Here is a 23,727-nt window from a genome sequence, read left to right on the forward strand (position 1 = left end):
AATGACCTCCACCACCGAGCAGTTCGCCGATCTGTCGGCGACCACGCTGCTGCGCTTCGCGACCGCCGGCTCCGTCGACGACGGCAAGTCCACCCTGGTGGGCCGGCTGCTGCACGACTCCAAGTCGGTACTGACCGACCAGATGGAGGCCGTCGAGGCCGTCTCCGCCCAGCGCGGCCAGGACGCCCCCGACCTCGCGCTGCTCACCGACGGCCTGCGGGCCGAGCGTGAGCAGGGCATCACCATCGACGTCGCGTACCGCTACTTCGCCACCGCGCGCCGCCGGTTCATCCTCGCCGACACCCCCGGGCACGTGCAGTACACCCGGAACATGGTCACCGGCGCCTCCACCGCCGACCTGGCCGTGGTCCTGGTCGACGCCCGCAACGGCGTGATCGAGCAGACCCGCCGGCACGCGGCCGTCGCCGCCCTGCTGCGCGTCCCGCACGTGGTGCTGGCCGTCAACAAGATGGACCTCGTCGGCTACCAGGAGTCCGTCTTCGCGGCGATCGCCGAGGAGTTCACCGCGTACGCCTCGGACCTGGGCGTCCCGGAGATCACCGCGATCCCGATCTCGGCGCTGGCCGGGGACAACGTGGTGGACGTGTCGGCGAACATGGACTGGTACGGCGGCCCGACGGTGCTGGAGCACCTGGAGACCGTCCCGGTCAGCCACGACCTCACCGCCTGCCCGGCGCGTTTCCCGGTGCAGTACGTGATCCGTCCGCAGACCGCCGAGCACCCGGACTACCGGGGCTACGCTGGCCAGATCGCCTCCGGCGTGCTGCGGGTCGGCGAGGCCGTCACCGTCCTGCCGTCCGGCCGTACCTCGGTCATCGAGGGCATCGACGCGCTCGGCGAGAGCGTCGACATCGCCTGGGCCCCGCAGTCGGTGACCGTGCGGCTCAAGGACGACATCGACATCTCGCGCGGCGACCTGATCGCGCCGTCCGCGAGCGCCCCGGCCACCACGCAGGACGTCGAGGCGACGGTCTGCCACGTGGCGGACCAGCCCCTGGCCGTCGGCGCCCGGGTGCTGCTCAAGCACACGACGCGCACGGTCAAGGCGATCGTCAAGGAGATCCCCTCGCGGCTGACCCTCGACGACCTGTCCCAGCACCCGAACCCCGGGCAGCTGGTGGCCAACGACATCGGCCGCGTGGTCGTCCGTACCGCCGAGCCGCTCGCGCTCGACGCGTACGCCGACTCGCGCCGCACCGGGTCCTTCCTGCTGATCGACCCGGCCGACGGAACCACCCTCGCCGCGGGCATGGCGGGCGAGTCCTTCGCCTCCACCGCCGAGACCACCGTCCAGGCCGACGAAGAAGGGTGGGACTTCTAGCCCATGCCCTTCGACATCTACTCCACCTTCGCGAAGGAGGGCGGCCGCGTAGGCAGCGGCGCCCTCGGCAGCGGCCAGGGAGGGGTGGCGCGATGTGCGCGATGACGTACGCGCACCGCATGCGCGCCCACACCCCCCACGAGCTGTACCTGCCCCGGCTCCACGAACGCCACAGACGAAGACGTGCGTCATGAGATGACCACGTCACGAGAGGAAGTCCTCCCGTGCCTGCCACCGGTAACACCACCCGTACTGCCCCTGCCCTTGCCCGTAGCAAGGGCCTGCGCCGCGGCGTCGTCGCCGCCGCCGCGCTGCCGCTGCTGATCGGCACGCTCGCCTCCTGCGGCTACGGCTCCCAGGCCGCGAAGAGCGAGGACAAGAAGGCCAACGTCGCGGCTACCGACGGCAAGAAGCTGTCGGCCTCCGAGGTCCGCATCGGGTACTTCCCGAACCTGACGCACGCCACCGCTCTGGTCGGTCTCCAGGAGGGCCTGATCGAGAAGGAACTGAACGGCACCAAGATCAAGCCGCAGTCCTTCAACGCCGGTCCGTCCGAGATCGAGGCGCTCAACGGCGGCTCTCTCGACATCGGTTTCATCGGCCCCTCGCCCTCGATCAACGGCTACGTCAAGTCCAAGGGCTCCAACCTGAGGATCATCTCCGGTTCGGCCTCCGGCGGCGTCAAGCTGGTCGTGAACCCGGACAAGATCAAAACCCTGGACGACCTCAAGGGCAAGAAGATCGCCACCCCGCAGAAGGGGAACACCCAGGACGTCGCGTTCCTCAACTGGATCTCCGAGAAGGGCTGGACGGTCGACCCGGAGTCCGGCAAGGGCGACGTCTCCGTCGTCCGCACGGACAACAAGGTCACCCCCGACGCCTTCAAGCAGGGCTCGATCGACGGCGCCTGGGTACCCGAGCCCACCGCCTCCAAGCTCGTCTCCGACGGCGGCTCCGTCCTCCTCGACGAGACCTCCCTGTGGCCCGACAAGAAGTTCGTGATCACGAACATCATCGTGTCGCAGAAGTTCCTCAAGGAACACCCGGACGTGGTCGAGGCCGTCCTCAAGGGCACCGTGAAGACCAACGAGTGGATCAACACCAACCCGGACAAGGCCAAGGCCTCCGCGAACGCCAGGCTCGAGGCCGAGGGCGGCAAGCCGCTCGACGCCAAGGTCATCGACCCGGCCTGGCCGAGCATCGCGATCACCGACGACCCGCTGGCCACCACGCTGAAGACGCAGGCCGACTACGCGGTCAAGGCCAAGCTCATCGAGCAGCCCGACCTGACCGGCATCTACGACCTGACGCTCCTGAACAAGGTACTGAAGGCCGCCGGCAAGCCCGAGGTCTCCGACGCCGGCCTCGGCGCCAAGTAACCCCGCAATCCAGCAACCCCAGGAGGTGACGACCATGGCCACCATGCTTGCCAAGGCTGCCGAGGGCACCGTAGCGGAGCTGACGCACGCCGCTCGCATCGAGCACGTCTCGAAGTCCTTCTCCGGCCCGGCCGGATCACAGCTCGTCCTGGACGACATCAGCCTCGATGTCGCTCCCGGAGAGTTCGTCACCATCCTGGGGGCCTCGGGGTGCGGAAAGTCCACCCTGCTCAACCTGGTCGCCGGCCTGGACAAGCCGTCCGCGGGGTCCATCGAGACCCCCGGCGGCCGTCCGGCACTCATGTTCCAGGAACACGCCCTCTTCCCCTGGCTGACCGCGGGCAAGAACATCGAACTCGCCCTGCGCCTGCGCGGGGTGGCCAAGGCCGACCGCAAACCGGAGGCCGAACGGCTGCTGGAACTGGTCCGCCTCGCCGGCGCCTACGGCAAGCGCGTCCACGAACTGTCCGGCGGCATGCGCCAGCGCGTCGCCCTGGCCCGGGCCCTCGCCCAGGACAGCCAGCTGCTCCTGATGGACGAACCCTTCGCCGCGCTCGACGCCATCACCCGCGACGTACTGCACGGCGAACTCACCCGCATCTGGGCCGAGACGAACCTGTCGGTCCTGTTCGTCACGCACAACGTGCGCGAGGCCGTGCGGCTCGCGCAGCGCGTGGTCCTGCTCTCCTCCCGGCCCGGCCGGGTCGCCAAGGAATGGACCGTGGGCATCCCGCAGCCGCGCCGCATCGAGGACGCGGACGTGGCGGAACTGTCCCTTGAGATCACTGAACACCTGCGTGGGGAGATCCGCCGCCATGGCCAGCACTGACACCACCCCGAAGGCCGCGGCCAAGGGCAGGCAGGACGACCTGGCGGGCCTCGAGGCCGGCCTCGACGCCCTCGACGCGGTCCAGACCCACCGCACACCCATCCGCGAGATCCTCGCCAAGAAGGTCCTGCCCCCGGTCCTGGCCGTCGGCCTCGTGCTCCTGGTCTGGCAGATCCTCGTCGCGACGAAGGTCACCGAGGAGACCAAACTCCCCGCGCTGTCCGCGGTATGGGACAGCCTGACCGACATGTGGCTCAAGGGCACCCTGCTCGAGGTCATCTGGACCAGCGTGTCACGCGGACTGCTCGGCTTCCTGCTGGCCCTGGCCATCGGCACCCCGCTCGGACTGCTCGTCGCCCGGGTGAAGTTCGTCCGCGCCGCGATCGGCCCGATCCTCCAGGGCCTGCAGTCCCTGCCCTCGGTCGCCTGGGTACCCCCCGCCGTCCTGTGGTTCGGCCTCAACGACGCCATGATGTACACGGTCATCCTGCTCGGCGCCGTCCCCTCCATCGCCAACGGCCTCGTCTCCGGCATCGACCAGATCCCGCCGCTCTACCTGCGGGCCGGGCGCACCCTGGGCGCCACCGGCCTGAGCGGCGCCCGGCACATCGTCATGCCGGCCGCACTGCCCGGCTACCTCGCCGGCCTCAAGCAGGGCTGGGCCTTCTCCTGGCGCTCCCTCATGGCCGCCGAGATCATCGCCAGCTCCCCCGAACTGGGCCTGGGCCTCGGCCAGCTGCTGGAGAACGGCCGCAACAACATCGACCTGCCCGGCGTGTTCCTCGCCATCATCCTCATCCTCGTCGTCGGCATCGCCATCGACCTGCTGATCTTCAGCCCGGTCGAGCGATGGGTCCTGCGCAGCCGCGGCCTGCTGGTCAAGTGAGTCCCGTGTCCACCGCACCCGCCCTCCTCGTCATCGCCCACGGCAGCCGCGACCCGCGGCACGCGGCGACCGTGCACGCCCTCACCGGGCGCGTGCGGGCGCTGCGGCCCGGGCTGCGCGTGGAGACGGCCTTCCTGGATTTCAACACCCCGTCGGTGGGGCAGGCCCTGTCCTCGCTCTACCTGTCGGGCGTACGGGAGGTCGTCGCCCTCCCGCTCCTCCTCACCCGGGCCTTCCACGCGAAGTCCGACATCCCGGCGGCGCTGGCCGAGTCGACGGCCCGGCTGCCGGGGCTGTCGGTGCGGGTGGCCGACGTACTCGGCCCGTCCCCGCTGCTGGTCTCGGCCCTCGAACGCCGGCTGGCCGAGGCCGGACTCACCCCGGCGGACCGCGCCACCACCGCGGTGGTGCTCGCGTCCGCCGGCTCCACGGACCCGGAGGCGATCGCAGTGATCGCTGAAATCGCGCGGGAGTGGCGGCACACCGGTTGGTGCGCCGTGCGGCCTGCGTTCGCCTCCGCTGCCCTTCCCCGCACGGAGGACGCCGTACGGGCGCTGCGTGCGGAGGGCTTCGCGCGGGTGGCGGTGGCGCCGTACGTCATCGCCCCCGGGCGGCTCCCGGACCGCATCGTGGCGGGGGCCGAAGCCGCCGGTGCCGATGTCGTCGCGGACGTTCTGGGCCCTGCCCCTGAACTGGCCCGCCTGCTGCTGCGCCGCTTCGACGCCGCCGCCGTCTCCGCTCCCGCCAGGCTCCCGGCCCTGACGGCCTGAGCACCGCCTCCTGGGCACCGCCCCAGACCCTCCCCCAGACTCCGTCCGGGGGACCCCCACGCCTCAAACGCCGGCGGGGCTGGATTTGCTACGTGCGGGCCGCGGCCTCGTCGGCCAGGGCCGTGAGGTCCGTGATGGACATCGCGCCCGGCGGCAGACCCTCCCGGGCAAAGATGTTGGCCGCGTGCCGCAGCACGTCGTTCACCGGCGTCGGAACCCCGTGCAGCCGCCCCAGCAGGGAGATCTCCCCGTTGAGGTAGTCCGCCTCCACCGAGCCGGTGCCCCGCGCCAGGCTCTGCCACGAGGACCCGCCCCGGACCCCCGGCGGCTGGTCCACCTTCCCGTCGCGCGCGGCCGCCTGCTCCGCGTCCGAGGCGTAGGCGATACCGGCCGCCCCGAAGACCGCCTTCGCCTCGCGGACCGCCCGCAGCAGCAGCGCGGCCTTCGCCGGGTCCGGCTCCGGGCCGGTGGTCGCCTGGACCGCGTTGCCGAGGTTCCCCAGCAGCTTCGCGTACTTCCACCGCATCACGTCCTCGACCACCGGCGCCTCGAAGCCGGCCTTCCCGAGGTCCGCCGCGACCGCGCGCGCCGACGCGTCCGCGCCGCCCGCCGCCAGGCCCACGTGCAGGATCCCGGTCAGCGGCGCGCACAGCGCCGAGACCACGCCCGGCTCCAGGAACGTCGCGGGCAGCCACACGCACACCCCGTACACCCGCGCGAAGCGCCGCAGGGCCAGCCGCTCGCTCTCCACGCCGTTCTGCGCGCACAGCACCGGCAGCCGCTGCGCCGCCGTCCCGCCGCCCGCGACCTCCGCGTCGCCCCACGCGTCGAGCGCGGCGATGGCGTCCTGGGTCTTGACGGCCAGCAGCAGTACGTCGTCCGGGCGCAGTTCACCCAGTTCGGCCGGTCCGGTGACCACGGGCAGCCGGTGCACCCGGGTCCCGTCGGCCGTCGTGAGCCGCAGACCGTCCGCCCGCAGGGCCTCCGCGTGCGCGCCGCGCGCGACGAGGACGACCTCGCCGCCCGCCTCCGCGAGCCGTCCGCCGATGGTGGCGCCTACCGCGCCCGCGCCGATGATGATGTAACGCATGCCTACGAGCCTGGCACATCCCGCCCCTCGCGATACCGTCGGGGCATGGTGGATGAGATATTTGCGCTCGGCGGGGATCTGCCCGTGAGACGGCTCGGCTTCGGTACGGGCGGCCTGGTGGGGCCCGGCTACTGGGGCCCGCGCGGCGGGCGCGCCGAGGCCCGGGCGCTGCTGCGCACGGCGGTGGAGCGCGGGGTCACCCTCATCGACACCGCCGACAACTACGGCCCCGACCTGGCGGAGGAGCTGATCGCCGAGGCCCTGCACCCGTACGGGGAGCAGCTCGTCATCGCCACCAAGGGCGGGGTGGTGCGCACCGGCCCCGACCAGTGGCATGTGGCGGGCCGCCCGGAGCAGTTGCGGGAGATGTGCGAGGCGAGCCTGCGGCGGCTGCGCGTGGAGCGGATCGGCCTCTACCAGCTGCACCGCTTCGACCCGTCGGTCCCGATGGCCGAACAGCTGGGCGCGCTGGCCGATTTGCGGGCGGAGGGCAAGATCCGGCACATCGGGCTGGACACGGTCACCGCGGGGCAGCTGCGGTCGGCGCGGGAGTCGGTGCCGGTCGCCGCGGTCCAGAACGCTTACAACCTGCTCGACCGCGGCTCGGCGGAGGTGCTGGCGCTGTGCGAGGCGCACCAGATCGCCTTCCTCCCGTACTACCCCCTGGGAAGCGGCTCCCTGACCCGTGAGAGCGCGGCCGCGGTCAGTGCGGTGGCCGCCGCACACGGTGCGAGTCCGGGCCAGGTGGCGCTCGCGTGGCTGCTGCACCGCTCCCCCGTCCTGTGCCCGACACCGGGCACCGGTTCGCCCGCCCACCTGGCGGAGAACCTGGACGCGGCGACGGTGCGCCTCACCGCGCGGGAGCTGGAACTGCTGGACGCGCTCGGCTGAGGCCTGAGGTCCCCGGCCCGTCCCCGCGCCGTCCCGTACCGTCCCCGGGTCAGGCTCCGGTGAGTTCGACGAGTTTGACGACCGTGTTCCAGTTGCGGGTGGTGACGTCGATGCCCTTGACGACGGCGGGCTTGGCGAGGGCCTCGCCCAGTTTCGAGCGGCCCATGCCGTTCGGGGCGTAGAGGTAGAGGACGCGGTCGCCGAGCCGGTACTCCTCGGGGAGGTACGCCGTCTGGTCGAGGGCGGCGAACCGCTCCGGGCCGGGCTGTTCGGAGAAGAAGGTGGCGTGGAGCTGCTTTCCCTCCAGCTCGGCGGCCGGGAAGGGGCAGGCCTCGGCGACGGCGCTCAGGTACGCGCCGTCCACGACCAGGCAGGCCACCCGGAAGCCGAAGTGGGCCTCTATGGCCGCCTCCAGCTCCCGGGCGAGCGCCTTCGGGTCCTCCTTCGCGCTGCTGAAGACGGCGTTGCCGCTCTGCAGGTACGTCTGTACGTCGCCGTGGCCCAGCCCCTCCAGTACGGAGCGCAGCTCCGCCATGGGGACCTTCTTGCTCCCGCCGACATTGATCCCGCGCAGCAGCGCCGCGTATTTCTTCGCCATGAAGGCACCGTAGGGGGTGTCTATGACAGTTCGGCCTCGATGAGGTCGGCGGCCTGTCGTGTGCCGCCCTCGGTGGCCATCTGTGCGCGGACCTCCTCGCAGCGGGCCGCGCCGCCGGGGTCGGAGAGCAGGGCGAGGACCGCTTCCCGGAGGGTTGCGGCGTCCGCCTGTTCCATCGGGACGTGCCGGGCCACGCCGAGTGACACCAGCATGTCGGCGTTGCCGAACTGGTCGACGGCCTGCGGGACGGCGACCATCGGGGTGGCGGTGGCGAGGCCCTCCTGGCTGCCGCCGGCGCCCGCGTGGGTGATGAAGGCGTCGGCCTGGCGCAGGATGTCCAGCTGGGGAACCCAGCGGAGGACCTCGACGTTGGCGGGGATCGCGCCGAGGTCGGCCTCGTCGGTGAACTTGCCGATCTGCAGGACGACGTGCCAGTCGGGCAGGTCCCCGAAGGCCTCGGCGCAGGCACGGTAGAAGGCGGGCTGCTTGGTGAAGGCGGAGCCGAGGGAGACCAGCAGCACCTTCCTGCTCTCGGCCGATTCCGGGCGCTGCCAGCGCCCCTGGGTCGCCGTACGGTCGCCCTGGCAGGCGCCGACGAAGGTGTACACGGAGGTGTCGACGCGGTCGGCGTTCGGCTGGAGTGCCCGGGGGATCAGGACGACGCTGCGGCGCGGGCGGCCCTGGAAGCTGTCGACCTGGTCGCCGAGGCCGTTCTCGGTCAGCCAGGCGGCGAACCGGGCGTAGTAGGCCTGTCCGCGCTCGGATGCCTTGAGGTCGGCGAACATCGGTCCGGCCACTTCATCCTCGTACCCCTCCCAGGCGACCAGGTTCGGGGAGAGGGAGACGGCGGGGACTCCCCAGCGGTGGGCGAGCACGGGCGCCGGGTAGGCGGTGATGTCGTGGATGACGAGGTCCGGTTCGTCGCCCTCGAAGGCGGCCGCGAGCTGCGGGAGCGCCTGGACGGCGTCGTTGAGGAAGGGTTCGAGGTTGTCGATGAGCTCGGTGCCCCAGGCCTCCGGTTCGTCGTCGGTGGGGAGGGTGGAGTTCCAGATCACCGGGGTGGCGCCGGTCTCCGCGACCTTCTCGGCGAAGGAGGCGGGGATCGCGTAGCTGACGCGGTGGCCCCGGGCGACGAGTTCCCGGATCACTTCGATGCTCGGGTTCACGTGCCCGTGGGCGGCGATGGAGAACATGGCGATGTGTGCGGGCTTGGCGGAGGTCATGATCCGACCATAACGAGACGATACGTCTCGTGCAATCTCTTTATGCTGCGCGGGCCCTACCTCTGGTACCGCGCCAGTACCCGGTTCCCGTCCCCCACCAGCCGTTCCTCGAGCTCGGCGAGGTCGATCGCCCCGCTGTAGAACTCCTGGAGCGCCGGGGTCGCGACCTTGTCCTTCCACTCCGGATAGCCGCGCACCGACTGGGCCGGTGCCGGGCGCAGCCCGCCCGCCAGGGCCGTGCCCGTGGCCCAGCCGAGCTCGGGCGTGCGCAGGGCCGGGTCGGCCAGCGCCCGCGTGCCGGTCGGCAGCATCCAGTCGCCGCGGGCCAGGCGGACCATGTTGGCCGGGCCCAGCAGGAAGTCGATGAAGGCCGCCGCCGCCTTCTTGTGCGGGCTGTCCTGCGCGATGGAGAGGGTCTGCGGGCTGACTCCCTGCGCCAGGCCGTCCGCCCCGGCCGGGGGCGGCAGCACCTGCCACGCGAAGCCGGGCGGCGCCTGGCGCACGATCTGCTGGCGGTACGAGAACCCGAGCGGCACCATCGCGTACCGGCCGCCGAAGAAGCCGGGCAGGGTGTCGGAACCGCCCATCCCCAGGGTGGCCCGGGAGGCGCTGTGGTCGGTCTCGGTCAGGGCCCGGATGGTGGCGGGGACGACCGCGTCGCCCTCGGACCAGCGGATGACGGCCTTCCCGCCGGCGTCGCGGTGGAAGAGCCGGCCGCCCGCGGACAGGCCGAGGTTGAGGGTGGCGGAGACCGGGTCCTTGAGCGGCCAGGCCACCCCGTACCGGCCCTCGGCGGTCAGCTGCCGGGCGGCCGTACGGAACTCCTCCCAGCTCCAGGGGGCTTCGGGGGTGGGGATGCGCACCCCGGAGGCGCGCAGCAGCTCGGTGTTGGCCATCAGGACCCTGGGTTCCTGGAGGAAGGGGACCCCGTACACCCCGCCGTCGGTCCCGAAGGTGACGGACTCCCAGGAGCCGGCCGGGATGTCGGCCTTGAGCCGTTCGGAGAGCAGGGGCCTCAGGTCGGCGAGGTAACCGCCGTAGGCGAAGTCGGCCAGGTCGTCGGAGGCGTCGTGGATGACGTCGGGGGCCTCGCCGCCCTCGAAGGAGGTCAGCAGCTGGTCGTGGACGCTGTTCCAGCTGCCCTGCACGTACTGGACCTGGATCTCGGGGTGGGCGGCGTTCCACTCCGCGACCAGGGCCTTGTTGGCGTCGACGGACTCCTTCTGCCAGGCGAGCGACTGGAAGCGCAGCCGCACCACGCCGTCGAAGTCGCCGCGCGGCGCGGAGCAGCCGCCGAGCAGCCCGGCCAGCAGCGCGAGCGCGAGGGCCCCGGCCCGCCATCCGCGGATCCCCATCAGCTCTTCACCGCCCCGGCCAGCATGCCGCCGGTGATCCGCTTCTGGATGACGGAGAAGATCACCAGGGAGGGCAGGGTCGCGAGGAAGGCCGCAGCGGCGAGCGGGCCGAGGTCGGCGGCGCCCTCGGCACCCAGGAAGTGGGTCAGGACGACCGGCAAGGTCTGCTGCTCCGGGGTCTTGAGGAGGACGAGGGCGAAGAAGAACTCGTTCCAGGCGGTGATGAAGGCGAACAGCGCGGTGGCCACGATGCCCGGCGCCAGCAGGGGCGCGACCACCGAGACGAGGGTGCGCAGCCGCCCGGCCCCGTCCATCGCCGCCGCCTCCTCCAGTTCGGGCGGGACGGCGCGCACGTAGCCGACGAGCATCCACAGCGCGAACGGCAGCGACCAGACGACGTAGACGAGGATCAGGCCCGGTACGGAGTTGACCAGGTGGAGGTTCTTCAGCACCAGGAACAGCGGGATGATCACCAGGACGAAGGGGAAGGCCTGGCTGATCACGACCCAGCCGGTGGCGGCGGTGGCCAGCCTCCCCCGCCTCCGGGCGAGGACGAAGGCCGTCGGGGTGGCCAGGACGACCGCGAGCACGGCGGCGCAGACCGCGGCGATCAGGCTGTTCAGCGCCGCGTGCGCCAGCGGCTGCTCGGCGAAGGCCTGCCGGAAGTTGCCGAGGGTCGGGTCCTTCGGGATCCAGGTGGGGTGCAGGCTGCCGAGCTCGCGCGCGGGCTTGAAGGCGGTGGAGAGCAGCCACAGGAACGGGAACGCGAGGAAGACGAGGTAGGCGGCGAGCGCCGTGTACTGGGCGGCCCTGGTACGGGTGTTGGTGCGGCCGTGTGCGCGTCCCATCAGGTGTCGCCTCCCCGGAGCCGGCCGGCCAGGTACACGGCGAGCAGGACCGAGATCACCGCGACCATCACGCAGCCCATGGCGGCGGCGTACCCGAACTGCCCGTAGCGGAAGGCTTCCTCGTACGCGAAGAGCATCGGCAGCCGGGTGCGGCCGCCGGGCCCGCCGTTGGTCAGGACATAGACCAGGGCGAAGGAGTTGAAGTTCCAGATGAAGTTCAGGGCGGAGATGGACAGCGCCACCGGACGTATCGCGGGCCAGGTCACCGTCCGGAAGCGGCGCCAGGCCCCGGCGCCGTCGAGGGCGGCGGCCTCGTGGAGCTCGTGCGGGGTGTTCTGCAGGCCGGCGAGCAGCGCGACCGTGGTCTGGGGCATGCCCGCCCAGATGCCGACCACGACGACGGCGGGCAGGGCGGTGGCGAGGCCGCTGAGCCAGTCGGTGTCCCCGGCGAGCCCGAGGCCGGACAGGGTCTCGTTGAGCACCCCCGCGTCGGGGTGGTAGACGAGCCGCCACATGATGCCGACCACCACCTCGGGCATGGCCCAGGGGATGATCGCGAGCGAGCGGGCCAGCCACCGGAAGCGGAGGTTCTGGTCGAGCAGCAGGGCCAGCCCCAGGGCCAGCAGGAACTGCGGGACGGTGACCCCGGCAGCCCACAGCAGGCCGATCCGGAAGGACTCCCAGAACAGCCGGTCGTGGAGCAGGTCCTGGAAGTTCAGGATCCCGGCCCACTGGGTGGGGGCGGTGCGGCCGGACTGGGAGTCGGTGAACGCGAGGGCGATGCCGTAGAGCAGCGGGCCGACGCTGAGCAGCAGGATGGGAATCAGGGCGGGCAGCACCAGGAACCAGGCCCCGTGGTCGGCGCGGCGGCCCTTGCGCACGGGGGCGGCGGCGGTCACCTTCACCCCCTTCCCGGGGGATCGTCCGGATCCGTTGCGGTCATCGTGCGCAGGGCCTGATGGCGCGTCAAGGCAGTGCACACGCGGATGGGAGACTTGGCGCATTCACGACGATCCGGATCCGGAGTACGAGATGGACGAGGCGCGGGCCAGGGACGTACTGGCGGCCGCAGGCCTGGGCGGCGGCGCAGCCTCGCTGCTGGCCCTGGGCGAGAACGCGGTCTTCGCGGCCGGGGAACTGGTGGTGAAGGTGGGCCGCGCGGACCCGGCCCTGGCGGCGCGGGCCGAACGCGAACTGGCCGTCGCGTACTGGCTGGAGCGGGCCGGGATCCCGGCGGTCCGAGCAGCCGAGCCCGAGCCGCGGCTGGTGGCCGGGCACCCGGTGACGCTGTGGCACCGGCTCCCGGACGCGGTGCGTCCCGCGGCGCCGGAGGATCTCGCGGTGCTGCTGCGGCGGATCCACGCCCTGTCCGCGCCGCCGTTCCCGCTGGCCGCGCGGGATCTGCTGGGCGGTGTCGAACGCTGGCTGCGGCTGGCCGGCGATGCGATCGACCCGGCGGACGCGGCGTACCTGCGGGCCCGCCGCGACGCCTACGCGGGCGAGGTGGCCGGGCTGGTGCCGCATCTGCCCCCGGGCCCGATCCACGGGGACGCCCTGCCCCGCAACGTGCACGTCGGCCCGGACGGTCCCGTCCTGGTCGACCTGGAGACCGTCTCGGCCGACCTGCGCGAGCACGACCTGGTGGTGATGGCCCTCTCCCGCGACCGGTACGGGCTGCCCGCCGAGTCCTACGAGGCGTTCGTGACGGCGTACGGCTGGGACGTCCGCGAGTGGGAGGGCTGCGCGGTGCTGCGCGGGGCCCGTGAGACGGCGAGCTGCGCCTGGGTGTCCCAGCACGCGCCGACCAACCCGAAGGCGCTGGCCGAATTCCGCCGCCGGGTGGACTCCCTGCGCGAGGGCGCGTCCGAGGTCCGCTGGCACCCGTTCTAGGCGTGTTTCACGGTCAGGCAGCCGTCCCGGCCGTCCCGGCGGTTTCGCTGACCGCCAGGGCGAAGGCCTCCGCCTGCGCGGAGGGCCGCAGACGGTGGCGGATGAGGCCCAGCTCGGAGTCGGGCAGGCCCTGCACCGGGACGAAGGTAAGGGAGTCGCGGCGCCCGTGGTAGTCGGCCGTGGACCGGCACAGCAGCATGGCGCCGCGGTTGGCCGCCGTCAGACTCAGCCCTTCCTGGAGCGTGTTGACGCTGGGCCCGGCCGGTACGGGCAGGCCGCCCGGGGTCAGGCCGGGGGCCTGGGCCCGCCGCCAGTACTCGGGGGCTCCGCCGTCGATGCCGATGAGCCGGCAGTCGGCGAGTTCCTCGGCAGACAGCGAGTCCCGGGCGGCGAAGGGGTGCCGGACGGACACGGCGAGGGTCTGCGGCTGCCGGGAGAAGACCGGGCCGAGGACGAGGTCGTCCTCGGCCACCGGCAGCAGGACCACCGCGCAGTCCACCTCCTGGCGGCGCAGCGGCCCGAAGGGGTCGGAGAGCGGGATCTCGACGATGTCGATCGCACAGTCGGGATACCGGTCCCCGAACCGTGCGATCGCCCGGCTGAGGTAGTCGTCGACGGTGCCCTGGAAGCCGATGCGCAGTTCCCCGCCCATGCCCCGCGCGGCGGCCCGGGCCTCGTCGACCGTGGCGCGCAGGGCGTCGTACGCGGGGCGCAGGCCCGCGAGGAAGCTCTCGCCCAGCGGGGTCAGGCGCACCCGGCGGCTGGTGCGTTCGACGAGCGGGGCGCCGATGCGGCTCTCCAGGGAGCGCAGCAGCTGGCTGACCCGGCTCTGGGAGACGTACAGCCGCTCGCCCGCCCGTCCGAAGTGCAACTCCTGGGCCAGCACGAGGAATGTCTCCAGCTCGCGTATCTCGACACCGCTCATGGTTCCCTTTCTACACCGCCGCTCCGCGCGGCCGATCGAGTAGTCCCGCTTATCGAAGGATGAGGGATCGGCCGTTGTTCCCGCAGGTCGGGGCGGGTTGGCTGGTCGCATGGCACAGACTGAGGAAATTGCAGACACCACCGGGGTGTCGGAGCGGTCGGCGACCCGCGGCTGGCTGGGCGTGGCGGCGGTCGCGAGCGCGACGTTCACGGTGGTGACGTCCGAGATGCTGCCCGTGGGCCTGCTGACGCCCATCGGGGACGCGCTGAAGGTGACCGAGGGCACCGCCGGACTGACCCTGACCATCACCGGCCTGGTCGGTGCGGTGTCGGCGCCGCTGCTGACACCGCTGTTGGGGCGGTTCGACCGGCGGGCGGTGCTGTGTGCGCTGATGGCGGTCCTGACGGTGGGCAACCTGCTCGCGGCGTGGACGCCGAACTTCGCGGTGATGGTGGCCGCCCGCGTGCTGGTCGGTATCGGCATGGGCGGTGTCTGGGCGATCGCGGCGGGCCTGGCGGTACGTCTGGTGCCGCCGAAGTCGATCGGCTCCGCGACCTCGTTGATCTTCAGCGGTATCGCGGTGGCCTCGGTGCTCGGCGTCCCCGCGGGTACGTACATCGGTGAACTGGCCGACTGGCGGACGGCGTTCGTCACCGTGGGCGCGCTTGCCCTGGTGGTCCTGGTCGCCCTGGCGGTGCTGCTGCCGCGGCTGCCGGCCGAGCAGGAGGTGCGGCTCAGCGGTGTGATGCGGCTGTTCGGCGAGGCGCGGGTGCGGACCGGACTGGCCGTGGTGGCGCTGCTGGTCACCGGCCACTTCGCCGCCTACACGTACGTGCGCCCCGTGCTGGAGGAGGTCTCGGGGGCGAGCGCCGGGATGATCGGCACGCTGCTGCTGGTCTACGGAGTCGCCGGTGTGGCGGGCAACTTCGCGGCCGGCGCGGGCGCCGGGCGCTCCCCGCGCTCCACCCTGCTGGTGATCAGCGCGGTACTGGCGGCCACGGTGGCGCTGGTACCGGTGCTCGGCGGCTCCGTCCTGACCGCCGGCGTGCTGCTCGCCGTCTGGGGGCTCTCCTACGGCGGGGTGTCCGTCAGCACCCAGACCTGGCTGCTGGCTGCGGCCCCCGAGGCGCGCGAGGCCGCGTCCTCCCTGTTCGTCGGCGTCTTCAACGGGGCGATCGCCCTGGGCGCGCTGGCCGGCGGGCTGGCCGCGGACGGCGCCGGGGTCACCGCGGTGATGTGGCTGGGCGGCGGGCTCGCCGTGGCGGCCCTCGCGGTGACGGCGCTGGGCAAGGCCCCCGCTTCCGGGCGCCTCTGAGACCGGCCCCGGCGCCCACCCCCGGGCCGCGCCACCCCGATCCCGGGGCCGGCGGGGCCGGGCGCCGGGCCCACGACCGGCCGCCGCGGGACGGTCCGGACGGCACGGGCGGTACGGGCGGGCCTGCCCGTACCGCCCGTGGTGGTCATCCGCCGACGGCGGCGAGGAACTCGGTGATGAGCTCGGCCCACTCGGCCGGCCGCTCCGCGGCGATGGCGTGACCACAGTCCAGCGTCGCCAGCCGGGCTCCCGGAATACCGTCCGCGAGTTCGCGGGAGTGAACGGGCGTGATGAGGAGGTCCCCGAGGGGTGAGACGACGAGGGCCGGGACCGCGATCCGCGCCAGGTCGGCCCGTACGTCGATGTCGTCGAAGAGGGCGAGCTGCGCGTCGGTGCCCGGCGGCATTCCGGCGGAGAACAGCTCGAGCTGTTCCTCGATCTCGTCGTGGGAGCGTTCGTCGAGCCAGCGGGTGCCACCGACCACCAGGGAGAGATAGGAGGCCAGGACCCTGCTGTCCCCGCCCGGCGCGCCGAGTGCCCGCCAGGTGTCGATCACCAGCTTGAGGCGTGCGTTCGGACGGGCGAATCCGGCGGAAAGAACAAGAGCGGTAACCCGCTCCGGATGGCGCACCGCGGCGCGCACCGCGACTGACACACCCATGGAGAATCCAGATATGGCAAAAGAATGTACGCCGGATTGCACGGCGCTTTCCACAATGTTGTCGGCCAGCTGGTCGAGCGACAGCGGATGGTCCAGGAGCGGATTATTCCCGGAGCCCGGATAATCCGGGCCGATGACGGTTCGACGGCCGGCGAGACTTTCGAGGATCGGGCCGTAACTGTCCTCGACGTCACTGCCCGCACCGTGCGCGAGCAGCAGTCCTGGTCCGCTGCCACGCACGGTGACGGATTTCTGGGAGGGAAGCAGAGAGGTCATGTCCGAGATGTTAGCGAGGGCTCCGGGAAATACCTGAGGAATATCGCGCGGATCACATATTCCCACGTGTGACTACTTGATCGAGTAGTCCTCTTCCACTCACACGAGTAGTGGTGAACCGGATTGGGGGAAACGTAGGCTCCTGAGCATCGGACGGCACACATTCCGGCTGTCCGAATTAGCGAAGGAAGGCCGATGCTCGCAACACGCCAGCTCCCTCTGTCCGCCTACCAGCGGGACATTTGGGCTGCCGAGTCCACCGCGCCGGGTGACCCCCAGTTCAACGTGGTCATTCATGAGCGGTTGGCCGGCGATGTCGACGTGGACAGCTTGAAGGAATCGCTGGAAGGCGCCCTGCGGAACAACGACGCGTTCTCCCTGCGCTTCGACGAACAGGACGGAATCCCCTGCCAGTGGGTGGCCGGGACCGACACCGAGGAGGAGGCGGGCCCCTGGGTGCAGTACGTCGACTTCTCCGGCGCCGCCGACCCCGCGGCGGCCTGCGCGGCGTGGCAGGAGTACTCCTTCACGCACCCCTTCACCCTGCGGCGTTCGCGTCTGTTCACGGCCGCAGTGCTGCGTGAGAGTGCCTCGGTCGTCCACGTGCACCTCAACGCCCACCACCTGATCGCCGACGCCTGGGCGCTGAACCAGGTCAGCCGGCAGCTCTGGGAGCGCTACGCCGACCGCTCGGCCGCGGCCATGGCGGCCGGGACCGGGGCGGTGCCCGTGGACCGTCCCGCTCCCCCCTCCGTCACCGCGCTCGTCGAGGCGGACACCGCCTACCGCGCCTCCGGCGCCTTCGAAGAGGACCGGGCGTACTTCCGCGACGCGCTGAAGGGCGTCCAGCCCGCCCTGTTCACCCGCGCCACCGTGGCTCCCGCGGACGGCGCGCGGCGCCGGGCCCGGCACACCTTCACCGTCGAGGCCGACCTGGTCCGCCGCATCCGCGGCGGGGGCAGCTCCCCCTTCGCGTTCCTCGCGGCCGCCTTCGCCGCCTACTTCTCCCGCGTGCACCGCACCGAGGAGCTGGTGCTCGGCGTCCCCTTCCGCAACCGGCACTCGGACGCGGAGCTCGACACGGTCGGCCAGCTGGCCAACAACCTCCCGCTGCGCGTGCCGGTCGGCCCCACGGCCACCCTGCACGAGCTGGCCGCCTCCGTCCGCCGCACCACGGACGCGCTGCGCACCCACGAACGGCTGGCCCTGGGCGACGTGCTGCGCGACCTCCCGGCCGTCGGCGCCGGCTCCCGCAGGCTCTTCGACGTCACCCTCTCCTACCTGCGCCACCCCCGGCCCGCCCCGCTCCCGGGCACCTCGGTGGAGTCCGTCGTGCAGGCGCCCGTCCACCACCAGGACGCGCTGTCCGTGATGGTGCACGCCTTCGACGACGACGCCGACCTGCGGGTCGACCTCGACTACGCCGTCGACGTCTTCGACGAGGACTACCCCATCGCCTCGGTCGCGGGCCACCTGCTGCGCCTCATCGGCGCGGGTGTCGCCGAGCCCGGCCGGGCCGCGGCGACGCTGCCGGTCCTGGACGAGGCCGAGCACAAGGACCTCACTCAGCTGCGGCAGGGGCCCGACACCCCGTACGCCGACGACCGCACCGTGCACGGTCTGATCGCCGAGCAGGCCGCCCGCACCCCGGACCGGACCGCCGTCACGGGCGCCGACGGGACCCCGCCGCTGACCTACGCGGAACTCGACACCCGCTCCAACCAGGTGGCGCACGCCCTGCGCGCCCGGGGCGTGGGCGCCGGCGACCGGGTGGCCGTCCTCATGGACCGCTCCCCGCAGCTGATCGTCGCCCTCCTCGGCGTCCTCAAGTCCGGCGGCGCCTACGTACCCGTGGACCCCGGCTACCCCGCCGAGCGGATCGGCTTCCTGCTCCAGGACAGCCGGGCCAAGGTGGTGCTGACCGACAGCGGCACGCGGGTCGAGGACCAGGACGTCCCCGTGCTGCGCACCGACGAGCTGCTGACCGGCCCGGGCGAGCCGCTCGAGGACCCGGCCGGGCCGCGCGACCTCGCGTACGTGATCTACACCTCCGGCTCCACCGGCCGCCCCAAGGGCGTCATGGTCGAGCACCACTCGGTGATCAACCGACTCGCCTGGATGCAGAAGGCCTACCCGGTCGGCGAAGGCGACGTCCTGCTCCAGAAGACGCCGATCTCCTTCGACGTGTCCGTGTGGGAGCTCTTCTGGTGGGCGATCGAGGGCGCGGGGCTCGCCCTGCTGCCCGTCGGCGGCCAGCGCGACCCGCGCGGGATCCTGCGCACCATCGCGGAACAGCGGGTCACCACCCTGCACTTCGTCCCGTCGATGCTGGGCCCCTTCCTCGACCTGCTCGAGGACAGCCCGGAGCTGCGCGCCGAAGCCGCCTCCCTGCGGCAGGTGTTCTGCAGCGGCGAGGCCCTGCCCGCCGCGCGCGTGGAGCAGTTCAACCGGGTCTTCGGGTCCCGCGGCGAGAGCGCCCCGCGTCTGGTCAACCTGTACGGGCCCACCGAGGCCACCGTCGACGTGTCGTACTTCGACTGCCCGACGGCCTCGGACGGGCCGGTCCGCCGGGTCCCGATCGGCCGCCCCATCGACAACACCCGGCTGTACGTCCTGGACGCGCACGGCGGGCTCCAGCCGGCCGGTGTCCCCGGCGAGCTGTGCATCGGCGGCGTCGGCGTCGCCCGCGGCTATCTGGAACGGCCCGAGCTGACCGCGGAGAAGTTCACCGAGGACCCCTTCGCCCCGGGCGGGCGGCTCTACCGCACCGGTGACCTGGCCCGCTGGCTGGCCGACGGCACCCTGGAGTACCTCGGCCGCATCGACGGCCAAGTCAAGATCCGCGGCAACCGGGTGGAGCTCGGAGAGGTCCAGAACCGGCTGGCCTCCGTGGCCGGCGTACGGGACGCGGTCGTGGTCGACCACCAGTCGGGCAGCCGGGGCACCCTGCTGGTCGGCTACTACGTCTCGGACGCCGAACTCAGCCCGGCCCTGCTGCGCGGCGAACTGGCCTCCGCACTGCCGGAGTTCATGGTCCCGGCACACTTCATCCGGATCGACACCATCCCCCTGACCCCGAACGGCAAGGCCGACCGCCGCGCCCTGCCCGCCCCCTCGGCCACCGCCGGTCCGCAGTACATGGCGCCGCGCAACGCCACCGAGGAGACGCTCGCCGCGATCTGGGCGGACGTACTGGAGGCGGAGCGGGTCGGGATCCACGACGACTACTTCGCGCTCGGCGGGGACTCCATCACGATGCTGCGCATCCGCGCCCGGGCCGAGAAGGCCGGCATCCTGTTCTCGCTGACGGACCTGGTGCAGCAGCCGACCGTCGCCCAGCTGGCCGCCAGGTCGGCCACCGGCGAGGCACCCGCCGGGCCCGCCGCCGAGCTCGCCCCGTTCGCCCTGGTCTCGGGCGTCGACCGGGCCCGCCTCGAGGGCCGCGCCGACGCCCACCCGCTCACCCGCCTCCAGCTCGGGCTGCTCTACCACAGCCGGGCCGAGCAGGACTCCGCCGTCTACCGCGACGTCTTCCAGTACAGCGTCACGGCCGCGTGGGACGAGGAGGGCTTCCGGCGCGCCTTCGAACGGCTCGTCGCACGCCACCCCGTACTGCGTTCCTCCTTCGACCTGGGCTCGTTCTCCGAGCCGCTCCAGATCGTGGACCACCAGGTGACCGGCGGCTTCGACGCCGTGGACCTGCGGGGCCGGGAGGAGGCCGCGGCGCTCGCCGAGATCCGGGCCCACGTCGACGAACGGCGCTACCACCGCTACGACTTCGAGCAGGCCCCGCTCTACCACCTGCGCGCACACGTCCGCGAGGAGACGCTGGAGCTGGTCCTCAGCTTCCACCACGCGATCCTCGACGGCGGCAGCGTGGCCACCCTGGTCGCCGAGCTGCTGCGGGACTACCTGCACGGCCTGGGCCACCCCATCGAGGCCGTGGCGGAGACCGGCCTCCCCTCGGCGGCGCACCACGTGCGCGCCGAACGCGAGGCCCTGGAGTCGGAGCCGACCCGCGCCTTCTGGCTCGAGCGGCTGCGGGACGCGCCGCTGCTGCGCCTGGAGGCCTTCCGCGGCCACGAGGCCCCGGGCCCGGACACGCAGATCACCAGGATCGTGGACCTGCCCGCCGAACTCACCGCGCAGGTCGGCCGGTTCGCCCGGGAGCGGACGCTGCCCGTGAAGTCGGTGCTGTTCGCGGCCCACTGCCTGACGCTGGGGCTGTTCTCCGGCTCCGACGACATCACCACCGGTCTGGTCACGCACGGCCGCCCCGAGCTGGAGGACGCCGACCGCATCGCCGGACTCTTCCTCAACACGATGCCCGTGAGGCTCGGTACCGCCGCCGACAGCTGGGCCGACGTGGTCCGGGCGGCCTTCCGGCAGGAGCAGCAGAGCCACGCGCACCGCCGCTACCCGCTGAGCGCGATCCAGGAGGACCGGGGTTCCACCGTCCTGGAGACCGCCTTCAACTACATCCACTTCCGCCAGCTGGCCGCCGTCTTCGAACTGCCCGGGGTCCGTCTCCTGGACTTCCAGACCTGGGAGGAGACCAACTTCCAGCTGCTGGTCAACGCCATGACCGACCCGGTGGACGGCTCCGTCCGGCTGCGGCTGGACCACCACGGGCAGACCTTCACACCGGCCCAGGCCGATCTGTACGCCGAGCGGTACACGGCGATCCTGGACCGGCTGGTCCACCACCCCGACGAGGCACCGGACTTTGGCTTCCTGGTGTCCGGGCCCGGACAGGCCGCGGCACGGCGGCAGGAGGCCGGCGCCGCACCGCTGGACGTCGTACGGGCCTTCGCCGCGCAGAGCGCCCGCACCCCGGACGCCACGGCCCTGGTCTTCGGCGACCGCCGCTGGGCCTACGCCGAACTGGACGCGGCCGCCGACCGGGTGGCCCGCGAGCTGATCGCACTGGGCTCGCGGCCCGGTGACCGGATCGGCATCGCGATGGACCGCTCGCCGGAGACCGTCGCCGTCATCCTCGGCGTCATGCGCGCCGGGGCCGCCACCGTGCCGCTGGACGTCAGCTACCCGGTGGACCGGCTGACCGCGATGGTCGAGCAGGCCCGCCCGTTCCGGGTCATCGCGAACGCCGCGCACGGCGCGACCTTCGGCGCCCCGGGGCTCGTCCTCGCGGCCGAGGAGCTCTTCGCCGAGGACGGCGAGCGGCCGTACCTGCCGCGGATCCCGGCGGAGGTGACGGAGGAGATCACCCCCGACTCCCTCGCCTACGTCCTGTTCACCTCGGGCTCCACCGGTGCGCCCAAGGGCGTGGCGATGCCGCACCGCTCGCTGGCCCACCTGGTCGCCTGGCAGAACGGCATCCCGAGCGGTGTCGTCGGCGGGGTCACCGCGCAGTACGCGCCGATGAGCTTCGACGTGTCCTTCCAGGAGATCTTCTCCACCCTCGCGGGCGGCGGCACCCTGCTCCTGCTCTCCGAGGAAGAGCGCCGCGACATGCCGGCCCTGCTGCGGCTGCTCGACCGGGCGCGCGTGGAGCGCATCTGCCTGCCGTACGTCGCGCTCCAGCAGCTGGCCGAGGCCGCGGACGCGCTCGGGCTCGCCCCGCGCTCGCTGCGGGCGCTGCTCTCCTCCGGCGAGCAGCTGCGCGTCACCGACGAGATACGCCGGCTGTGCGCGGCCCTGCCCGGGGTGATCCTGGAGAACCAGTACGGGCCGACCGAGTCGCACGTGGTGACCGCGTACACGATGCAGGGCGACCCGGCCGCGTTCCCGGCCCTGCCGCCGATCGGGCGGGCCATCGCCGGCTCCGCGGTGCACGTCCTGGACTCCCGGCTGCGTCCGGTCCCGGCCGGGGTGCGGGGCGAGCTGTACCTGTCGGGTGCCTGCCTCGCGGAGGGCTACGTGGGCCGCCCCGACCTGACCGAGGAGCGGTTCGTACCGCACCCGTCCCCCGCGGCCGCCGCGGCGGGCGAGCGCCTCTACCGCACCGGCGACCTGGGCTTCGTCCTGCCCGGTGGTGACGTGGTGTGCCTGGGCCGGGCCGACGCGCAGGTCAAGGTCCGCGGCTACCGTGTGGAGCCGGCCGAGGTGGAGCTGGCCATCACCCGCTTCGCGGCGGGCCACCCCGGCATCGCGGAGGCCGCCGTCGTGGCCCGCCGCCGGGAGGGCAACGACTCCTTCCTCGCGGCCTTCCTGACGGGCGACCCGGACGGCGCCGACCTCACGCTCCTGCGCAAGCAACTGCGGACGGTGCTGCCCGAGTACATGATGCCCTCGCACTTCGAGTGGCTGGCGGCCCTGCCGCTGACGCCGAGCGGCAAGCGGGACGACAAGGCCCTGCGCGGCGCCGCGCTGAGCACGGGGGCCACCGCCGACGCCGCCGCGGCCCCGCGCGACGCCTACGAGGAGACCCTGGTGGAGATCGTCGGCGATCTGCTCCAGCTGCCCGCGCTGGGCGTGCACGACAACATCTTCGACCTCGGGGCGACCTCGCTCACCGCGATGCGCCTGGTGGTCCAGATCGAGCAGCGCTACGGAATCAGCGTCCCGCTCTCGGAGTTCGTGTCGGCGCCGACCGTGGCCGAGCTGGCCGCGCGACTGCGCTCGGGCGAGGCGATGACCGCCTTCGACCCGCTGGTGCCCATCCGCCCGGCCGGATCGAAGCGCCCGATGTTCTTCGTCCACCCCATGGGCGGGAACGTGCTCTGCTACGTCCGGTTCGCCAAGTACCTGGAGGAGGACCAGCCGTTCTACGCCTTGCAGGCGGCCGGCGGCGACCCCGGCACCGAACCGCTGCGCAGCGTCGAGGAGATCGCGGCCAGCTACATCGAGGCCATGCGCCGGGTGCAGCCGAGCGGCCCCTACGTCATCGGCGGCTGGTCGTTCGGCGGGTTCGTGGCCTTCGAGATCGCCCGTCAGCTGCGGGCGGCCGGGGAGGAGATCGCCCGGCTGGTGCTGCTGGACACCACCGCCCTCAATCCGGGCCGGCGTCTGACCACGGACGACGAGGCCCTGCTCGGCTGGTTCTTCTGGGAGCTGCTGTGGCTGCGGCGCGGGGGCGACTCCCCGCTGGAGCTCATCCCGGACCGGCTGACGACGCTGGAGGAGAAGTTCGACTTCATCGCCCAGCTCGCCATCGACGAGGGCGTGCTGCCCGCGGGGAGCACCGGGGCCGTCGTGCGGCGCCTGTTCCACGTGTACGAGGCCAACTGGAAGGCGGCGTTCGCCTACCGGCCCGAGGTGGTGGACCAGGACATGGTCCTCATCCACGCCGCGCAGCCGCTGCCCGGCGTACTCAACTCGATGCACACGGCCATCGAGAGCATGCACGCGGACCCCAGCAACGGCTGGCGCGAGCGCACCAGCGGCGCGCTCGACGTCGTGGACGTACCCGGCGACCACCTCACGATCATGGAGGAGCCCTACGTGGCCCACATGGTCCGGGTCGTCACCGAACTGATCGGACAGTGA

16 protein-coding genes and 1 pseudogene are annotated in these 23,727 nt (G+C 72.4%); 9 read left to right on the forward strand and 8 right to left on the reverse strand.

Annotated features, from left to right (window positions below; translation table 11 throughout):
* The first annotated feature begins 1 nt into the window (after nt 1).
* From JIW86_RS11450 to JIW86_RS11470, 5 genes are all read left to right on the forward strand, one after another.
* Nucleotides 2–1,342 (forward strand): sulfate adenylyltransferase subunit 1, encoded by a 1,341-nt coding sequence (locus tag JIW86_RS11450; RefSeq protein ID WP_215148034.1) that lies wholly within the window; start codon nt 2–4, stop codon nt 1,340–1,342.
* A gap of 224 nt (nt 1,343–1,566) precedes the next feature.
* Nucleotides 1,567–2,721 carry an aliphatic sulfonate ABC transporter substrate-binding protein gene (locus JIW86_RS11455; RefSeq protein WP_257553661.1) on the forward strand — a complete coding sequence of 385 codons (1,155 nt, stop codon included), beginning with the start codon at nt 1,567–1,569 and terminating at the stop codon, nt 2,719–2,721.
* Nucleotides 2,722–2,755: 34 nt separating this feature from the next.
* On the forward strand, nt 2,756–3,550 hold the full coding sequence (locus tag JIW86_RS11460; protein ID WP_257553662.1) for an ABC transporter ATP-binding protein: 795 nt from the start codon (nt 2,756–2,758) through the stop codon (nt 3,548–3,550).
* Nucleotides 3,537–4,436, forward strand: a complete 900-nt coding sequence (locus JIW86_RS11465; RefSeq protein WP_257553663.1) for an ABC transporter permease — start codon at nt 3,537–3,539, stop codon at nt 4,434–4,436. The genes JIW86_RS11460 and JIW86_RS11465 overlap by 14 nt, the downstream gene beginning before the upstream one ends.
* A gap of 5 nt (nt 4,437–4,441) precedes the next feature.
* Nucleotides 4,442–5,206, forward strand: coding sequence for a sirohydrochlorin chelatase (locus JIW86_RS11470; protein WP_257553664.1), 765 nt, complete (start codon nt 4,442–4,444; stop codon nt 5,204–5,206).
* An 88-nt stretch (nt 5,207–5,294) separates the two neighbouring features.
* Here the strand turns inward: JIW86_RS11470 and JIW86_RS11475 are convergent, their stop codons facing one another.
* Nucleotides 5,295–6,296 carry a ketopantoate reductase family protein gene (locus JIW86_RS11475; protein ID WP_257553665.1) on the reverse strand — a complete coding sequence of 334 codons (1,002 nt, stop codon included), beginning with the start codon at nt 6,294–6,296 and terminating at the stop codon, nt 5,295–5,297.
* Nucleotides 6,297–6,341: 45 nt separating this feature from the next.
* Here JIW86_RS11475 and JIW86_RS11480 point away from each other — a divergent pair, with 45 nt between their 5' ends.
* Nucleotides 6,342–7,187, forward strand: coding sequence for an aldo/keto reductase (locus JIW86_RS11480; protein WP_257553666.1), 846 nt, complete (start codon nt 6,342–6,344; stop codon nt 7,185–7,187).
* 49 nt (nt 7,188–7,236) lie between these two features.
* On the opposite strand, the gene JIW86_RS11485 is transcribed toward JIW86_RS11480, so the two are convergent.
* The 5 genes and pseudogenes from JIW86_RS11485 to JIW86_RS11505 form a co-directional block, all read right to left on the reverse strand.
* A complete protein-coding gene (locus JIW86_RS11485) occupies nt 7,237–7,785 on the reverse strand; it encodes a DUF1697 domain-containing protein (RefSeq protein ID WP_257553667.1) in 549 nt (182 codons plus the stop codon).
* 20 nt (nt 7,786–7,805) lie between these two features.
* A pseudogene (mgt, locus tag JIW86_RS11490) lies at nt 7,806–9,052 on the reverse strand (macrolide-inactivating glycosyltransferase).
* A gap of 12 nt (nt 9,053–9,064) precedes the next feature.
* Entirely contained in the window at nt 9,065–10,363 is a 1,299-nt protein-coding gene (locus JIW86_RS11495) for an ABC transporter substrate-binding protein (protein ID WP_257553669.1), read from the reverse strand.
* On the reverse strand, nt 10,363–11,211 hold the full coding sequence (locus JIW86_RS11500; protein WP_257553670.1) for a carbohydrate ABC transporter permease: 849 nt from the start codon (nt 11,209–11,211) through the stop codon (nt 10,363–10,365). The genes JIW86_RS11495 and JIW86_RS11500 overlap by 1 nt, the downstream gene beginning before the upstream one ends.
* Entirely contained in the window at nt 11,211–12,215 is a 1,005-nt protein-coding gene (locus tag JIW86_RS11505; RefSeq protein ID WP_416237551.1) for a carbohydrate ABC transporter permease, read from the reverse strand. Before JIW86_RS11505 ends, JIW86_RS11500 begins: the two co-directional genes overlap by 1 nt.
* Before the next feature lie 28 nt (nt 12,216–12,243).
* Here JIW86_RS11505 and JIW86_RS11510 point away from each other — a divergent pair, with 28 nt between their 5' ends.
* Nucleotides 12,244–13,101: a phosphotransferase enzyme family protein gene (locus JIW86_RS11510; protein WP_257553672.1), complete on the forward strand. Its 858-nt coding sequence runs from the start codon at nt 12,244–12,246 to the stop codon at nt 13,099–13,101.
* 13 nt (nt 13,102–13,114) lie between these two features.
* On the opposite strand, the gene JIW86_RS11515 is transcribed toward JIW86_RS11510, so the two are convergent.
* Nucleotides 13,115–14,026 carry a LysR family transcriptional regulator gene (locus JIW86_RS11515; RefSeq protein ID WP_257553673.1) on the reverse strand — a complete coding sequence of 304 codons (912 nt, stop codon included), beginning with the start codon at nt 14,024–14,026 and terminating at the stop codon, nt 13,115–13,117.
* Between the two features lie 109 nt (nt 14,027–14,135).
* Between JIW86_RS11515 and JIW86_RS11520 the strand changes: the two genes are divergently transcribed.
* On the forward strand, nt 14,136–15,341 hold the full coding sequence (locus JIW86_RS11520) for an MFS transporter (RefSeq protein WP_257553674.1): 1,206 nt from the start codon (nt 14,136–14,138) through the stop codon (nt 15,339–15,341).
* 145 nt (nt 15,342–15,486) lie between these two features.
* Here the strand turns inward: JIW86_RS11520 and JIW86_RS11525 are convergent, their stop codons facing one another.
* Entirely contained in the window at nt 15,487–16,278 is a 792-nt protein-coding gene (locus JIW86_RS11525; protein WP_257553675.1) for an alpha/beta fold hydrolase, read from the reverse strand.
* A 195-nt stretch (nt 16,279–16,473) separates the two neighbouring features.
* Here JIW86_RS11525 and JIW86_RS11530 point away from each other — a divergent pair, with 195 nt between their 5' ends.
* Nucleotides 16,474–23,727, forward strand: a complete 7,254-nt coding sequence (locus JIW86_RS11530; RefSeq protein ID WP_257553676.1) for an amino acid adenylation domain-containing protein — start codon at nt 16,474–16,476, stop codon at nt 23,725–23,727.

The organism is Streptomyces sp. NBC_00162 (assembly GCF_024611995.1).
In the GTDB taxonomy this organism is placed as follows: Bacteria; Actinomycetota; Actinomycetes; order Streptomycetales; family Streptomycetaceae; genus Streptomyces.